Source organism: Achromobacter sp. GbtcB20, from assembly GCF_019091095.1.
Taxonomy (GTDB): domain Bacteria; phylum Pseudomonadota; class Gammaproteobacteria; order Burkholderiales; family Burkholderiaceae_B; genus Achromobacter; species Achromobacter mucicolens.
This window is the reverse complement of the sequence record NZ_JAGXJZ010000001.1, coordinates 1-13,510: the sequence shown is the minus strand read 5'-3', so window position 1 is coordinate 13,510 and position 13,510 is coordinate 1. Positions and strand designations below refer to the sequence as shown.

Here is a 13,510-nt window from a genome sequence, read left to right as displayed (position 1 = left end):
CCCGCGCGCTCACTGCGCCCCGGCAATCGCCCCCGTGCGCCGCTGCCCCTGAAAGAACCGCCACACCAGCGCCGAGGCATCCGGGCCACTGCGCGCGTGATAACGGATGGACGGATCGCCCCCGCTCCAGGCATGTTCCAGCCGCGTGATTTCACACAGGCGCAACACGGTCTTGCGGCCCCGCAGCACGTCCACCCGGCGGTAGGCCTTTTCGGTGCCCAGGCCCAGCACGCGTTCGACCGGCAACGCATGCGGATCGGCGGTATTTAACGTGCGGAATTGTTCGAAGAGCTGCTTGGCGTTGCGGGGCGCCACGGCGGGATCGAGCTGGCCATGCAGAATCAGCGCCGGCATCCCCAGTTCGAAGACGGCGGGATCCGAGACCGACTCCAGCAGCGGGGCAAGCGGCTTGATGCTGCCGCGCCGCATGGTGCCCAGGCCGTGGCCCGCGTTGTGCGCGTCGCCCACGACCGGTCCCGAATGCATGGCCACGGCGGCGATCAGGCGCGGATGCCGCAACGCAACCAGCGCCGCCATGCCCGCGCCCGCCGACAGGCCCGCCACATAGATGCGTTCGGGATCGACGCCGTGGCGCGCCACTTCGGATCGGATCAGCGCCGCGATCAGGTCGGCCTCGGCGCCGCCATGGTCGTCGTCGGGCTGAAACCAGCGCCAGCAGCGCTGCACCTGACGCGCCAGCGATTGCTGCGGATACAACACCATGAAGCCGCCGGCATCGGCCCACTGGTTCATGCGCGACCCGCGCGCGAAAGCCACTGAGGTCTGCCGGCAGCCGTGCAGCATCACGACCAGCGGCATTCCCGCGGGCGGGGCGGTGGCCGGGGTGTAGCGCGAAAAGGCCAGCCTGCGACCCGTCTTGTCAGAGAATTGGCGCAAGGCTTCCCAGCGCCCGGCGCCCAGCGGCGCCGTCTCGGCCGCTGCCGCCCTGCCCGCGCCCGCGGCGCCAGCGGGCCGCGCCGTTTTCGCTGCGCGTCCGGTCGTGACGCCGGCAGCCTTCTTGCGGGCCGGGGCCGCGCGCTTGCGGGCGGGTTTTGGTGCCGCCAGGCGCATCGCCGCGCGTTGGAGCCGGGTGATCTTCTTTGCCGCTTTGAAAAACAGACTGCTGAAACTGCGCGCCATTGAGTGGGCCTGTTCGGAAGTTCCTGTTTGCCGCGCCATCCGGAGGAGCCGAGGGCGTCAGCGCCAGACGGCGGTCGCCGCGGCTATGCCGCTTCGCAAGACAGATGCCTGGCGCGTGATGAGAACTTTCCAACCGTGACGCCGAGTGCCGGATTCATGGGTGCTTCTCCTAAGAGTGTCGATCACGGCCGCGCCACGCGCGGCCGACGTGCAAGCCCAAAGTGAAGAACGCGCGCCGCCTCTGCCGGGCAGTTCGTTCGCGTCAAATTCGCGCGTTAAATGTATCACAGAGTAACTAACCACCTTGCCTGCGCGGCTCGTCCTGTTCGCCCCACTCGCCGGGATCGCCTCCCTGGGTCTCAACCTTGCACCAGATCAAATCTTTCCGGTATCGGCCGGCCGAATTGAACCCTTGCGCTTGAGCGCCCGAACCAAAAGGCCTATGGTGGGCAACTTGTCACAAACAGGTCCCCCATGTTTCCCAACGACCGACCCCAGACCCTGGGCGAAGAAATCGCCAACAGCATCAGCCACGGACTTGGCGCCGCAGGCGCGCTGGCTGGCGCACCGCTCCTGATCGCCGCCGCAGTGCGCCAGGGCGATGCGGCCTTCATTGCCGGCGCCGCCGTATTCGCGGCGTCGATGTGCCTGCTGTACCTCGCGTCCACCATCTATCACGCGCTGCCGCGGTGCCGCGCCAAGCAGATCTTCAACGTACTGGACCATTCGGCCATCTACCTGCTCATCGCCGGCACCTACACGCCGTTCGCGCTGGGCGCGCTGCGCGGACCGTGGGGCTGGACCCTCTTTGGACTCGTCTGGGGCCTGGCGCTGCTGGGCGTGGGCCTGAAGGCGAGCAAGCGGCTCAACCGGCCCGCGCTGTCCACCGGCCTGTACCTGGCAATGGGCTGGATCGTCGTCATCGCGGTCAAACCGCTGCTTGAGCTGGTGCCGTCGGGGGGGCTGTGGTGGCTCGTGGCGGGCGGCCTGGCGTACACCGGCGGCGTGGTGTTTTTCGTCTTCGACAACCGCTGGCGCTACAGCCATTTCATCTGGCATCTGTTCGTGCTGGCCGGCACCGTCTGCCACTTCTTTGCCGTGTTCTGGTACGCCGCCTAACGCCGCAGCGGCGCCCGGGCAGCCGCGGGCGCCTGCCGCAAATATGCCGTAGGGGGATGGCCCAGCACGCGACGGAACATCGTTGAAAACGCCGCAGGGCTTTGATACCCGAAATCCAGCGCAATGGCCGTGACGGGGTCGCCCTCGGCCAGGCGCGCCAGCGCCAGCACCACACAAGCGCGCTGCCGCCAGGCCAGATACGACATGCCCGTATGCTGCCGGAAAACCCGGCTGAACGTGCGCAGGCTTACGTGCAGCCGGTCGGCCCATGCCTGCGGCGGCATCCGCGCATCCGGCGCGGCAATGAAGGCGCGGCATAGCGGCGCCAGGCGCCTGTCGCGCGGCAGCGGAATATGCAGGGGCAGAACCGCCGCGCGCTCGATCTCGTGCAGCAGCAAGGCAGCCAGTGCCCCATCCCGGCCGCGCGGATCATAGGCGGCGGGCATATCCACCGCCTCCAGCAACAACTCGCGCATCAGCGCGGACACTTCAATCACCTCGCAGACAGTGCGGTCCGCGCGCGCCGCGCCCGGCTCGATGTACGCGCTGCGCGTGCTGACGCCCAGCATGCGGACCTGATGCGTCACACCCGCCGGAATCCAGACGGCGCGTTGCGGCGGCACCACCCAATTGCCGTCGCGCGTCACGACGTGCATGACGCCCGTCGCCCCGTACAGCAACTGCGCGCGCCGATGCGCGTGCGCCGGCAGCAGACCGCCGGGCGGATAGTCGTTGCCGATGGCCACCACCGGGCGGTCCAGGTTGTCGTAGCGGTCGATATGGGTATTGCGCATGGGGGGCTCTGCCGGGATCGACGCGCCAGCTTGGATGCGACGCGTCCAAGGCGCAAGGCGTTGGCCGAAACGAAGACATCATTGTCCCACCCTCGAAAGCGGGCCAATCGCCGGCGTCCTATCGTGGCGCTTTTCCTGATTGGGCAACGACATGATTTATCTGGTGTTGGCGCTGTTTGGCGGTCTGAGCGGCGTCACGACGGTGCTGTTCGGCTTTGGCGGGGGTTTCGTGGTGGTGCCGGCCCTATATGGGGTGTTGACGTCGCTGCATGGCGCGGACGACGCGATGCGCCAGTCGGCGATGCACATCGCGGTGGCCACTTCCACGTGCGTGATGATCGTCAACTCGGTCTCGGCCACGCGCAAGCATTGGCGCGCCGGCAACCTTATCGGTGAATACGTCTGGCCGCTGGCGGGTTATATCGCGGCGGGCGCACTGCTGGGCGCGCTTGCCGCCATGCACGCCGGCGGCGACTTCGTGCGCCATGCATTCATCGTCTATCTGGCGGCGACTGTCCTGGATTGCGTGCTGCGCCAGGGCTTCATGTCTGGGCGAGACGGTGCGGGGCCGCGCGGGCTGGACCGCATCACTGCGATGGGCGGCGGCGTCGTCATCGGAATGATTGCCGCGTTTCTAGGGGTGGGAGGCAGCGTCATGACCGTGCCGCTGCTGCGCCGGCGGGGCCTGCCCATGGCCAAGGCCGCCGCCATGGCCAATCCGCTATCGCTGCCGGTCGCGCTGGCGGGCACGCTGGCCTACCTGGCCGCCGCGCGCGACCTGCCCCACGCGCTGGCGCCGTGGATTGTGGGGTATGTGGACATATTGGCCTTCGCGGTGCTTGCGATGGGGTCGCTGGCCGGGATTCACCTTGCCGCCCCGCTGATCCCGCGCATCCCCGACCGTGTGCACGCCCGCGTCTACGTGCTGCTGCTGATTCTCGTCATGTTGAGCATGATCGCGCTCTAACCCTCGATTTTCGGCAAACCTAAGGAAACATCGCGGCCAGCAGCGACTACGAAACCGCGCAAAACGTTTCGGACGCGGCCCCGGGGCGCCCCCCGCACAGGCTCGGTCGTCTCGTGGCCTGCCGAAACAGGAAAACACATCGCGAAACTTGTCCCCTGGCCGCCCGGATCGTCATCATGGTCGGACTATCAACCGGAACAAGGAGTTTTCATGCAGCGTTCCACTTTTGCATTCCTATCCGCCGCCGTGCTGACGACGGCGCTGTCCGGTGCACCCGCCCTGGCTCAACAAAGCGCGCAGGCCCCGGCGCAGACGCAGGCCCAGCCCGGCATGGCTCCCGCCATCCAGAAACCGACGGATCAACAATTGCAGAAGTTCGCTTCGGCTTCGCAGAAGATTTCGGGCGTCGTTGACGAATACCGTCCCAAGGTCGATGCCGCCAAGACAGATGACGCCAAGCAGAAGGTCGTTCAGGAAGCGGACGCCAAGATGGTCAAACTTGTCCGCGCCGATGGGCTGTCGGTCGAGGAATTCAACGGTATTGGCCAAGCCGTGCAGCAAGATCCCCAGCTTCGCGACCGTCTGATGAAGATGGCGCCGGCGCAGCGCTGACCTGCAACGGCATCCCAAACGGACACCACATCGGATTCCGCTCGCGTACGACGCGGCTAATTCGATGACTCGGCGCCGCGCTCCCTGCTGGGGCGCGGCGCCTTGTTCACTGGACCTGTCAAGTCTTCAGGCGATAACCCGTCTTGAAGATCCAACGCACGCCAATCAGGCACGCCACCAGGAAGACCAGTGTCATGCCCACGCTGATTTCGATACTGACGTCCGACACCCCGAAAAACGCCCAGCGGAAACCGCTGACCAGGTAGACCACGGGATTGAACAGCGTGACGGTCTGCCAGAACGGCGGCAGCATGTTGATGGAATAGAACGTGCCGCCCAGGAACGTCAGGGGCGTGATGATCATCAGCGGAATGATCTGCAGCTTTTCAAAGCCGTCGGCCCAGATGCCGATGATGAAGCCGAACAGGCTGAACGTCACCGCAGTCAACACCAGGAAGGACAGCATCCAGAACGGGTGCGCGACGTCGAAGGTCACGAACAGCCGCGCGGTGGCCAGCATGATGAGGCCCAGGATGATGGACTTGCTGGCAGCCGCTCCCACGTAGCCCATCAGGATCTCCACGTAGGAGATCGGCGCCGAATGGATCTCGTAGATCGTGCCGGAAAAGCGTGGCATGTAGATGCCGAACGAGGCGTTGGCGACACTTTGCGTCAGCAGCGACAGCATGATCATGCCGGGCACGATGAACGCGCCGTAGCTCACACCGTCGATTTGGACCATGTGCGATCCGATGGCCGAGCCGAACACGACAAAATAAAGCGAGGTCGAAATCACCGGCGACAGCACGCTTTGCATCAGCGTGCGCCAGGCGCGGGCCATTTCGAAAAGGTAGATGGCGCGTATGGCGTAGAAGTTCATGATTGACCGTGCACCAGGCTGACAAAGATGTCCTCGAGCGAGCTTTCCGAGGTATTCAGGTCCGCAAATTCGATCTGCAGGCGGCTCAGGTCCTGCAGCAGACGCGAGATGTCGCCGCCCCGTTCGTTGTCATAGGTATAGACCAGCTTGTAGCCATCGGCGGACAGCTCAAGCTGGTAGGCGTCCAGCGCCGTGGGGATGCCCGGCAGCGGCGCCTTCAACGTCAGCGCAAGCTGGCGCTTGCCCAGCTTGGCCATGAGCGCGTTCTTTTCCTCGACCAGGATGATCTCGCCCTTGCGGATGACGCCGATGCGGTCCGCCATTTCCTGGGCTTCTTCGATGTAGTGCGTGGTGAGGATGATGGTGACGCCGCTTTCGCGCAGCCGACGCACCATTTCCCACATGCCGCGCCGCAATTCGACGTCGACGCCCGCGGTGGGCTCGTCCAGGAACAGGATGGCCGGTTCGTGCGACAGCGCCTTGGCGATCATGACTCGCCGCTTCATGCCGCCGGACAGCGCCATGATGCGGCTGTCTTTCTTGTCCCACAGCGACAGCTCGCGCAGGACCTTTTCAATATAGGCGGGATCCGCCGGCTTGCCGAACAGCCCGCGGCTGAAGGTGACGGTGTTCCACACGCTTTCAAAGGCGTCAGTGGAAATTTCCTGCGGCACCAATCCGATCTTGGACCGCGCGGCGCGAAAGTCCGTCACGATATCGTGACCGTCGGCCAGCACCTTGCCCTGGGTGGGATTCACGATGCCGCAGATGATGCTGATCAGCGTGGTCTTGCCCGCGCCGTTCGGCCCGAGCAACGCAAAAATCTCGCCGCGCTGGATGTCCAGGTTGACGTTCTTGAGCGCCTGGAATCCGGACGCATATTGCTTGGATAAGCCTTGTACTGAAATGACTGGCTGCACGCGAGCCCCCAACTTGACCATAGCCGGAGGATTTTACCCGCCGCGCAGACCCTGCTTGTTCAGCGTGGCGGAACGGTGTGTTTGATTTTTGGAAACACTGGCCTTAGAAGTCTTCGTCCTCTTCCACCTTTGGCATCAGGTAGGCCGTCAGCGCGCTGGAAAAGCCGGCCATCACCCACAAGACGAAAAACGATACGGTGTAAAAGCCCATGCGGCCCGTGGGAACGTATCCAAAAATGGTCACGTCCAGCGGGTCGATCAGGGCGAAGATCAGCGCGCTTCCCGCTGCGGCGGCCAAAAACGATGGCCACAGGATCCACATCAGCGATCGCAATCCCATGCGTGCACTCCCCCGATCAAGGTTTGGCGGCTGCCGGGCTGGCAGCCGCCGGCGACTGCGTCCCGGCCGCGGCAGGCGCGGTCTGTTCGATGACCAGCCCCCGCTTGACCACGCCCTCCTGGATGGGCTGGCTGGCAAACTGGGTCATCGCAAAGTAGATCGTGATGAAGCAGCCTATCATGGCGGCAAACGGACCCGCCATCAGGATCCACGGCCAGGGCTCGCGGTACCAGGGCTTGACGGGATGCGCCGGGTCGGCGGATTCGAGGGTGATGTGTGCAGCGTTCATGAAATGTCCTTGTAGTGCCCAGGGCGAGTGTCAGCCCTACTCGGGCACGTAGAAACTGGCGGCTTCATCGGTTTCGACCTGGCGGTTCTCGCCGTCCTGCCCCTTGGCCCGCAGCGTGATGGCATGCGCGCCGGGCGTGGCCCCCGCCGGGGCGCGGATGACCATCGGCACCAGCTTGTTGGCGGCCGGCTCGACCTCGACCACGTCCGATCCCTGCTGCCCCGCCATCACCGCCAGGTCGGGCATGCCTTCGGCCGTCAGGCGCAGGCGCATTGGCGCGTCCGAGGTGTTGATGATCTGCAGGCGGTAAACGTTTTCGATCATGCCGCCCGCCACCTCGCGGCCCAGCACGCCGCGGTCTCGGATGACGTCGACGCGCAACGGGTTGCGGACCACCAGCGAGGCCACGAAGGCCACCGCCAGAATCAGGATCAACGTGCCGTAGATCAGCACGCGAGGCCGCAGCAGATGCGACCGCGCGCTCTTGGTGGACAGGCCGTCCAGCATGGCGCGCTCGGACGTGTAGCGGATGAGACCGGGTTCGTACTGCATCTTGTCCATCACCTGCTCACAGGCGTCGATGCACGCGCCGCAGCCGATGCACATGTATTGCAGGCCGTCACGGATGTCGATGCCCGTCGGACAGACCTGCACGCAGAGACTGCAGTCGACACAGTCGCCCAGCCCTTGCGCCTTGTGGTCGACCTTGCGCGAGCGGCCGCCGCGCGGGTCGCCCCGGCGCTTGTCGTACGTGACGACGAACGTGTCCGGATCGACCATCACGCTCTGGAAGCGAGCGTAAGGGCACATGTACTTGCACACCGATTCGCGCATGAAGCCGGCATTGCCCCAGGTGGCAAAGCCGTAGAACAGCATCCAGAACCATTGCCACGGCCCGAGCTGGAGCGCGAACAGTTCGTGGCCGAGTTCGCGGATGGGCGCGAAGTAGCCGATGAACGTGGATCCCGTCCACCACGCCAGCGCGATCCACAGGAAGTGCTTGGTGAATTTCAGGCGGAACTTGCGCCAGGTCCAGGGCGATTCGTCCAGGCGGATGCGCGCAATGCGGTCGCCTTCGACCTTGCGCTCGATCCACATGAAGATTTCGGTGTAGACGGTTTGCGGACAGGCGTAGCCGCAGAACAGGCGCCCGGCCACCGCCGTGAAAAGAAACAGCGCCAATGCCGAGATGACCAGCAGCACGGCAAGATAGACGACGTCCTGCGGCCAGAGCACCAGTCCGAACAAATAGAACTTGCGCGCGCCCAGGTCGAACAGCACGGCCTGTCGCCCGTTCCATTGCAGCCAGGGCAAACCGTAGAAGATGATCTGCGTGATGAAGACGAACGCGATGCGCCAGCGGGCAAATATGCCGCTGACGGACCGCGGGTAGATCTTGCTTCGCACCCCCGCCAGCGTCTGTTCCAGGGTTTCCTGGCCAGGACGCGGCGGCCGCGTATGCGGCCGCCAAGGCGGCGGGTCACCGCCAGGCGAACTGCTGACGCTTGCGGTTGACCCATCTTCCATTTGCTGCTCCGTGCTGGTTAGTGCTTAGTGATATGGAAGGCCGCTGCGCGGCCGTCCATTTACGTGCTGCCGGCTCACTGCTTGGCCGCGCCGGATTCGGCGGGCGATGCGGCGGCCTGCTTCTGCGCATCGGGCTTGTTCGACAGACCCCAGACCCAGGCAGTCAGGATCTTGATCTGCTCGGGGCTCAGGATGTGTTCGTGTGCCGGCATGCGGTTGTCGCGGCCTTCAAGAATGGTCTTGACGATGCTGGCTTCCGAGCTGCCGTAGAGCCAGACGTCGTCGGTCAGGTTCGGCGCGCCGACGAGCTGGTTGCCCTTGCCATCGACACCGTGACAGGCGACGCAGAAGTTGGCGAACTCGCGCTTGCCGCGGAACACGCGGACCGGATCGGCGGTCAGGCCCGACAGCGAACGCACGTACTGCGCGATGTCGCCGGCCATCTTGGGATCGATCGAGTCCTTCCAGGGCGGCATGATGCCGTGGCGGCCTTGCTTGATCGTTTGCATGATGGCTTCGGGCGAGCCGCCGTGCAGCCAGTCGCCGTCGGTCAGGTTGGGGAAGCTGGGCGCGCCCTTGGCGTCGGAACCGTGGCATTGCGCGCAGGTGTTCAGGAAGAGGCGCTGGCCGATTTCGCGGGCGCCCGGATCCTGTGCGATCTGCGGCACGGTCATGGTTTCGAAGCGCGCGTAGATGGGACGCACGGCCTCGGCCATCTTGGCCTGCTGCTGCGCCACTTCCTCGGTGCTGCTGTATCCCAGCTTGCCCTTGTACTCGCCCAGGCCCGGCATCAGGAACAGGTAACCCAGCGCAAAGGCGCAGGCCAGCAGATACATCCACGTCCACCAGGTGGGGACCGGGTTGTTGAGCTCGGTCAGGTCGCCGTCCCAGACGTGGCCGGTGTCCTCGACCTGGCCACTGGCCGGCTTGGCGCTGAGCCAGCGGCGTTGCGTGTACAGCAGCCACACGCACCACACCACCCCGCCCACGGCGACGATCGAGATGAAATACCCCCAGAAGCCATTGACGAAATCGCTCATGACCGATTCGCTCCATCTTGTTGTGCCTGCCCGAATTCATCGGGCAGTGCGAACGGCAGCATGGCCGATTCGCGGTTGGCGCTCTGGCGGCCGCGCGAGCAGGCCCACCAGACGATGCCGAAAAAGGTCGCCATCGAGATGGCGGTGACGATTGCGCTGATATAGCCGACCATGATCAGCCTCCCGAGGCCGCTTGAGCGGCCGGCTGCGCCGAGGACTGCTGGGACTTCTTGGCTTCTTCGGCCTTCTTGGCTTCTTCAGCCTGCTTGGCCAGCTGCGCCTTGCGAACGCCTACGCCCAACCCTTGCAGGTAGGCCACCAGCGCGTCTTCTTCGGTCTTGCCTTCGATGGCCTTCGGCGCGGCGGCGATTTCCTCGTCGGTGTAGGGCACGCCCAGGGCGCGCAGGGCACGCATGCGCTGGTCGACGTTCTGGCCGGTGATGACCGTCTTTTCAAGCCACGGATAGGCGGGCATGTTGGATTCCGGCACCACCTTGCGCGGATCGCGCAGGTGGATGCGGTGCCAGTCGTCGGAGTAACGCTCGCCCACGCGGGCCAGGTCGGGGCCGGTACGCTTGGAGCCCCACAGGAACGGATGGTCGAAGACCGATTCAGCCGCCACGGAGTACGACCCGTAGCGCTGGACCTCGGCGGCGAGCACGCGGACCTGCTGCGAGTGGCAGCCCACGCAGCCTTCGCGGATGTAGACGTCGCGGCCCATCAGCCGCAGCGGGCTGTAGGGTTCGACGCCCGCCACGGGCTGGGTGGTGCTGTGCTGGAAGAACAGCGGGATGATCTGGACCAGCCCTGCGAAGGAGACCACCAGGATGCTGGCGATGATCATCCAGCCGATGTTCTTCTCGAGGGTCTGGTGAGAAAAGAAGCCGTGATTCTTGTTGGCCATGATGTCCTCGTCAAACAGTGGCCGGCACGGCGGTCGCGGGGACCGTCGGACGGGCGGCATGGGGATCGTCTTGCGGAATGGCGGGATTGACCGCCGTGGCGCCGCTCACCGTCTTCCATACGTTCCAGGCCATGACGAACACACCGCACAAGAACAGGGTTCCACCCAGCAAACGGATCAGGTAGTACGGAACGCGCGTCTTCAGTTCTTCGACGAAGCTGTAGACCAGGGTGCCGTCCGGCGCCGTGTCGCGCCACATCAGGCCTTGCTGCACGCCGGCGATCCACATGGCGGCGATGTACAGCACCACGCCGATGGTCGCGATCCAGAAGTGCAGTTCGATGGCCTTGACGCTGTACATCTTTTCGCGGCCGTACAGGCGCGGGATCAGGTAGTAGAGCGAGCCGAACGAAATCATGGCGACCCAGCCCAGCGCGCCGGAGTGCACGTGGCCGATGGTCCAGTCCGTGTAGTGCGACAGCGCGTTCACGGTGCGGATCGACATCATCGAGCCTTCGAACGTGGACATGCCGTAGAACGACAGCGCGGTGACCATGAACTTCAGGATCGGATCGGTGCGCAGCTTGTACCAGGCGCCCTGCAGGGTCATGATGCCGTTGATCATGCCGCCCCAGGAAGGCGCCAGCAGGATCAGCGAGAAGGTCATGCCCAGCGACTGGGTCCAGTCGGGCAGCGACGTGTACAGCAGGTGGTGCGGGCCCGCCCACATGTACGTGAAGGCCAGCGCCCAGAAGTGGACGATGGACAGGCGATACGAGTAGATGGGACGGCCGGCCTGCTTGGGCACGAAGTAATACATCATGCCCAGGAAGCTGGTGGTCAGGAAGAAGCCCACCGCGTTGTGGCCGTACCACCACTGCACCATGGCGTCCTGCACGCCGGCGTAGGCGGAGTAGGACTTCCACATCGACACCGGCATTTCAATGTTGTTGAAGATGTGCAGGATGGCGATGGTGAGGATGTACGAGCCGAAGAACCAGTTGGCGACGTAGATGTGCTTGGACCGGCGCTTGATGATGGTGCCGAAGAACACGATGGCGTAGGCGACCCAGACCAGCGTGATCAGGATGTCGATGGGCCATTCGAGTTCGGCGTATTCCTTGCTGCTGGTAAAACCCATGGGCAAGGTAATCGCGGCCGCGACGATGACGACCTGCCAGCCCCAGAACGTGAAGGCGGCGAGTTTGTCGCAGAACAGGCGCGCCTGACAGGTGCGCTGCACGACGTAGTAGGACGTCGCGAAAAGAGCGCTGCCGCCGAAGGCGAAGATCACGGCGTTGGTGTGCAGCGGGCGCAGGCGGCCGTAGCTGAGCCATGCGGTGTCGAAATTCAACTGAGGCCAAATTAGCTGCGCGGCAAGAAACACACCGACAGCCATGCCGACAATGCCCCAGACCACGGTCATGATTGCGAACTGCCTCACGACCTTGTAGTTGAAGGTATCGGACTTGCTTGCGATTGCGGGGCAATCGTTCATCACCCATCCCCTAAAGTAACAAGAACTTCCAGGCTTCGATGATGGGACTAGTCACAGGAGTCGGCGTTGATTTGGATCAACCGGGGTGCGACGCCTTGGACATCGCTGCATAACCGCAACGCTCTTAGGGGTATCTGGCCGTGAAAAGACCTGGCCGGCGGCCGCGGCGAGGGGCGCGCGACCGTCAGCGGCGGCCGGCGGCGCCGCTGTCGTCGTCGCGCAGGATGGCCGTGCCGGCGTTGTCGGTGTCGTCGTACTGGCCATTGAAAACGGCCCACCACAGCGATACGCCGATGGCCAGGACAAAGAGCAGCGAGAGCGGCAGCAGAAGGTAGAGGATGGTCATGATGCCGCCCCGAGCGCGCTGCCGGCCGCCGTGGCGCCCGACCAGTCGCGGCGGCACAGGCGCCACGAGTTGTAGGCCACCGCTAGCGACGACAGCAGCATGGTGATGGCAGCCAGCCAGGGCGTGACCCAGCCGACCAGGGCCAGCGGCGTCATCAGCAGGTGCCAGACGAGCGAGCCGTAAAGGTTCTGCCGCGCCTTGCGCCGCGCCTCGGCAAGCAGCGCGTCCAGCGCGGACTCGGGCATGTCGGGGTGCGCCGCCAGGGCGCTGTGCGCGGACGCCATGGCGGTGGGCACGGCCATGGACATGGCGCAGGGGCAGCTCATGACCAGCAGCGCCACCATGACGGGAATGCTGTGGGCGGGATCGATGTAGGCCCAGCCGGCGGCGGCCGCCAGCGCCAGCGCCACCTGCGCCAGGACGAACCGGGACGCCACGCGGTCGGCGCGCGCCCCCAATAGCAGACGCTGGTCTTCGACGCGGGCATGGCGGCGGCCGGCGGAACCCGCGCCGCCGAACGATTGGCGGGCGCACAGTTCGAGGTAGCGCGCGGTGAGCAGGAACGCCACGAACATCGTGACCGAGTCGAAATAGACTTCGCCGTGGCCGGTGTAGGTGGCGTGCACGCTGGGGATGAAGGCGGCGACGATGCCAAGCGCCACGGGCACGTCCATGCCGGCGCGCCCCTGCCGCAGGTTGGCGCCGGCATGGCGCCAGATGGGCCATGCCGAATACAGGACAACGGGCACGGTCAGCGCGAAGCTGGCCCAGTTCATGAGGACGATGGCCCAATCCAGGGTTTCGAGCGCGTCGGCGGGCATGGATTCGTGGCGCAGATAGCCGGGCCACGCGAACATCATGACCTGCATCATCGCCAGCCACGCGAGCGACAGCCGCACCAGCGCGTGGCGGCGTTGCTGGCGGTCGGCGTCGGGCAGGCTGGCCGGGACGGCGAAAATGGATTTGGCACGCATGATGGCGATGGTAATCAGGCCCGCCCCCGGCCGCCTTGATCTGAATCAAGGCGGTCGTGGCGATTTGCCGCCGCACCGGCCGCCCCCTGTCCGTCCCCCCCTGTCCGTCCCCCCCTGTCCGTCCCCCCCTGTCCGTCCCCCCCTGTCCGTCCCCCTGTCC

General features: G+C 65.1%; 16 protein-coding genes. 3 read left to right on the top strand and 13 right to left on the bottom strand.

Annotation, left to right across the window (positions count from 1 at the left end):
• Positions 1 to 9 precede the first annotated feature (9 nt).
• Positions 10 to 1,140 carry a PHB depolymerase family esterase gene (locus tag KVT32_RS00080; protein WP_152384899.1) on the bottom strand — a complete coding sequence of 377 codons (1,131 nt, stop codon included), beginning with the start codon at positions 1,138 to 1,140 and terminating at the stop codon, positions 10 to 12.
• 474 nt (positions 1,141 to 1,614) lie between these two features.
• Between KVT32_RS00080 and KVT32_RS00075 the strand changes: the two genes are divergently transcribed.
• Positions 1,615 to 2,259, top strand: coding sequence for a hemolysin III family protein (locus KVT32_RS00075; protein WP_108697030.1), 645 nt, complete (start codon positions 1,615 to 1,617; stop codon positions 2,257 to 2,259).
• Here the strand turns inward: KVT32_RS00075 and KVT32_RS00070 are convergent.
• The gene (locus KVT32_RS00070; protein ID WP_175155863.1) at positions 2,256 to 3,053 is read right to left on the bottom strand and encodes a helix-turn-helix domain-containing protein; all 798 of its coding nucleotides are present in this window, start codon (positions 3,051 to 3,053) and stop codon (positions 2,256 to 2,258) included. The two genes, KVT32_RS00075 and KVT32_RS00070, sit on opposite strands and share 4 nt — an antisense overlap.
• Positions 3,054 to 3,204: 151 nt before the next feature.
• On the opposite strand from KVT32_RS00070, the gene KVT32_RS00065 reads away from it, so the two are divergent.
• Together KVT32_RS00065 and KVT32_RS00060 are read left to right on the top strand one after the other, a co-directional pair.
• Complete coding sequence (locus KVT32_RS00065; RefSeq protein ID WP_175155864.1) at positions 3,205 to 4,020, top strand: sulfite exporter TauE/SafE family protein; 816 nt, start codon at positions 3,205 to 3,207, stop codon at positions 4,018 to 4,020.
• Positions 4,021 to 4,230: 210 nt separating this feature from the next.
• Positions 4,231 to 4,632, top strand: coding sequence for a DUF4168 domain-containing protein (locus tag KVT32_RS00060; protein ID WP_152384903.1), 402 nt, complete (start codon positions 4,231 to 4,233; stop codon positions 4,630 to 4,632).
• Between the two features lie 118 nt (positions 4,633 to 4,750).
• Here the strand turns inward: KVT32_RS00060 and KVT32_RS00055 are convergent, their stop codons facing one another.
• The 11 genes from KVT32_RS00055 to KVT32_RS00005 form a co-directional block, all read right to left on the bottom strand.
• On the bottom strand, positions 4,751 to 5,512 hold the full coding sequence (locus KVT32_RS00055) for an ABC transporter permease (protein WP_217617468.1): 762 nt from the start codon (positions 5,510 to 5,512) through the stop codon (positions 4,751 to 4,753).
• Positions 5,509 to 6,432: an ABC transporter ATP-binding protein gene (locus tag KVT32_RS00050; protein WP_056324626.1), complete on the bottom strand. Its 924-nt coding sequence runs from the start codon at positions 6,430 to 6,432 to the stop codon at positions 5,509 to 5,511. The genes KVT32_RS00055 and KVT32_RS00050 overlap by 4 nt, the downstream gene beginning before the upstream one ends.
• Positions 6,433 to 6,535: 103 nt before the next feature.
• A complete protein-coding gene (locus KVT32_RS00045; protein ID WP_056323947.1) occupies positions 6,536 to 6,772 on the bottom strand; it encodes a hypothetical protein in 237 nt (78 codons plus the stop codon).
• A gap of 16 nt (positions 6,773 to 6,788) precedes the next feature.
• The gene (locus KVT32_RS00040; protein ID WP_062839085.1) at positions 6,789 to 7,061 is read right to left on the bottom strand and encodes a FixH family protein; all 273 of its coding nucleotides are present in this window, start codon (positions 7,059 to 7,061) and stop codon (positions 6,789 to 6,791) included.
• 36 nt (positions 7,062 to 7,097) lie between these two features.
• On the bottom strand, positions 7,098 to 8,588 hold the full coding sequence (gene ccoG, locus KVT32_RS00035; RefSeq protein ID WP_128828608.1) for a cytochrome c oxidase accessory protein CcoG: 1,491 nt from the start codon (positions 8,586 to 8,588) through the stop codon (positions 7,098 to 7,100).
• 74 nt (positions 8,589 to 8,662) lie between these two features.
• The gene (gene ccoP, locus KVT32_RS00030; protein ID WP_062839086.1) at positions 8,663 to 9,628 is read right to left on the bottom strand and encodes a cytochrome-c oxidase, cbb3-type subunit III; all 966 of its coding nucleotides are present in this window, start codon (positions 9,626 to 9,628) and stop codon (positions 8,663 to 8,665) included.
• Positions 9,625 to 9,801: a cytochrome oxidase gene (locus tag KVT32_RS00025; protein ID WP_056323938.1), complete on the bottom strand. Its 177-nt coding sequence runs from the start codon at positions 9,799 to 9,801 to the stop codon at positions 9,625 to 9,627. The genes ccoP and KVT32_RS00025 overlap by 4 nt, the downstream gene beginning before the upstream one ends.
• 2 nt (positions 9,802 to 9,803) lie before the next feature.
• Positions 9,804 to 10,532, bottom strand: a complete 729-nt coding sequence (ccoO, locus tag KVT32_RS00020; protein WP_056323935.1) for a cytochrome-c oxidase, cbb3-type subunit II — start codon at positions 10,530 to 10,532, stop codon at positions 9,804 to 9,806.
• 10 nt (positions 10,533 to 10,542) lie between these two features.
• Positions 10,543 to 12,030: a cytochrome-c oxidase, cbb3-type subunit I gene (gene ccoN / locus KVT32_RS00015; protein ID WP_056323933.1), complete on the bottom strand. Its 1,488-nt coding sequence runs from the start codon at positions 12,028 to 12,030 to the stop codon at positions 10,543 to 10,545.
• A 184-nt stretch (positions 12,031 to 12,214) separates the two neighbouring features.
• A complete protein-coding gene (gene ccoS / locus KVT32_RS00010; protein ID WP_062839088.1) occupies positions 12,215 to 12,376 on the bottom strand; it encodes a cbb3-type cytochrome oxidase assembly protein CcoS in 162 nt (53 codons plus the stop codon).
• Positions 12,373 to 13,350: a hypothetical protein gene (locus KVT32_RS00005; RefSeq protein ID WP_152384906.1), complete on the bottom strand. Its 978-nt coding sequence runs from the start codon at positions 13,348 to 13,350 to the stop codon at positions 12,373 to 12,375. The genes ccoS and KVT32_RS00005 overlap by 4 nt, the downstream gene beginning before the upstream one ends.
• Positions 13,351 to 13,510 lie beyond the last annotated feature (160 nt).